General features: G+C 37.0%; 2 protein-coding genes. Both read left to right on the top strand.

Annotated elements, in window-relative coordinates:
* The first annotated feature begins 196 nt into the window (after nt 1-196).
* On the top strand, nt 197-616 hold the full coding sequence (gene accB / locus CIGNP109_RS08270; RefSeq protein ID WP_086228904.1) for an acetyl-CoA carboxylase biotin carboxyl carrier protein: 420 nt from the start codon (nt 197-199) through the stop codon (nt 614-616).
* Nucleotides 613-1,177 (top strand): biotin carboxylase N-terminal domain-containing protein (locus CIGNP109_RS08265; RefSeq protein WP_141081057.1); only part of this gene is annotated, 565 nt, incomplete at its 3' end. The genes accB and CIGNP109_RS08265, both read left to right, overlap by 4 nt.

Below are 1,177 nucleotides of genomic sequence, written 5' to 3'. Positions count from 1 at the left end.
CTCTTCGCAAAATGGAGTTATCATCTTGTGTTCTAAGCTCATTTGGCGTATCCATTTATCGCTTTTTAAACCCATAAATTTCCCTTTAAAATTAAATTGTAAGATTATAGCAATTTCTACTTTAAACTAAAGTTTAGCTTATTATTTAGATAATTTGGGTAGAATTATGAAATTTTACTTAATTTAAGGAGAATTTATGACAAGAGATGAGATTAAAGAGCTTATGAGCTTTTTTGATGAGACAAACATTAATAAAATTAAGATAAAAGATGGTGATTTCGTAATCGAGCTAGAAAAACATGAGCCATGCGAGCAAATAGCTCCAGCCCCAATCAATGTAGTAGTAAATGAAAAAACAGTAACTACTTCAACAGCAACTGATACATTAAACGCACCGATGGTAGGGACATTTTATATAGCTCCAAGTCCAGGCGCTCCAAGCTTTGTTAAGGTAGGTCAAACAGTGAAAAAAGGCGACACTATAGGTATTATAGAAGCGATGAAAATTATGAATGAGATTGAAGCTGAGTTTGATTGTAGAATTACAAAAGCCCTAATCGCAGATGGCCAGCCGGTGGAATTTGGTATGGCGTTATTTGAGGTTGAAAAACTATGAGAGAGATTAAAAGAATCCTAATAGCAAATCGTGGTGAAATAGCCCTTAGAGCGCTTAGAACTATCCAAGAGATGGGTAAAGAAGCAGTTGTAGTGCATTCTACAGCTGATAAAGATGCTCTTTATGTCAAATACGCTGATGCTAGTATCTGTATAGGCGGTGCTAGAAGTAGCGAGAGCTATCTACATATCCCAGCTATTATCACAGCTTGCGAGATTAGCGAAGCTGATGCGATATTTCCAGGTTATGGATTTTTGAGTGAAAATCAAAATTTCGTAGAAATTTGCGAAAAGCACAATATCAAATTTATAGGCCCAAGTGTAGAGGCTATGGCTTTAATGAGTGATAAAAGCAAAGCCAAACAGATGATGATGAGAGCAGGAATTCCAGTTGTCCCAGGTAGTGATGGCGCTATCAAAGATATGGAAATGGCTAAAAAATTAGCTAGTGAAATTGGCTATCCAGTGATTATAAAAGCAGCTGCAGGTGGCGGTGGCCGTGGTATGAGAGTGGTAGAGAAAGAAGAGGATTTAGAAAAGAGCTTTTGGTCAGCTGAAAGCG

Origin of the sequence: Campylobacter sp. P0109, from assembly GCF_002138755.1 — a bacterium.
Classification (GTDB): Bacteria; Campylobacterota; Campylobacteria; order Campylobacterales; family Campylobacteraceae; genus Campylobacter; species Campylobacter devanensis.
The sequence above is the reverse complement of the archived record's forward strand: the minus strand, read 5'-3'. Positions and strand labels throughout refer to the sequence as shown.

Excerpts from the sequence above, each read along its gene's own strand:
- accB (WP_086228904.1), top strand. The coding sequence starts at position 197 with ATGACAAGAGATGAGATTAAAGAGCTTATGAGCTTTTTTGATGAGACA.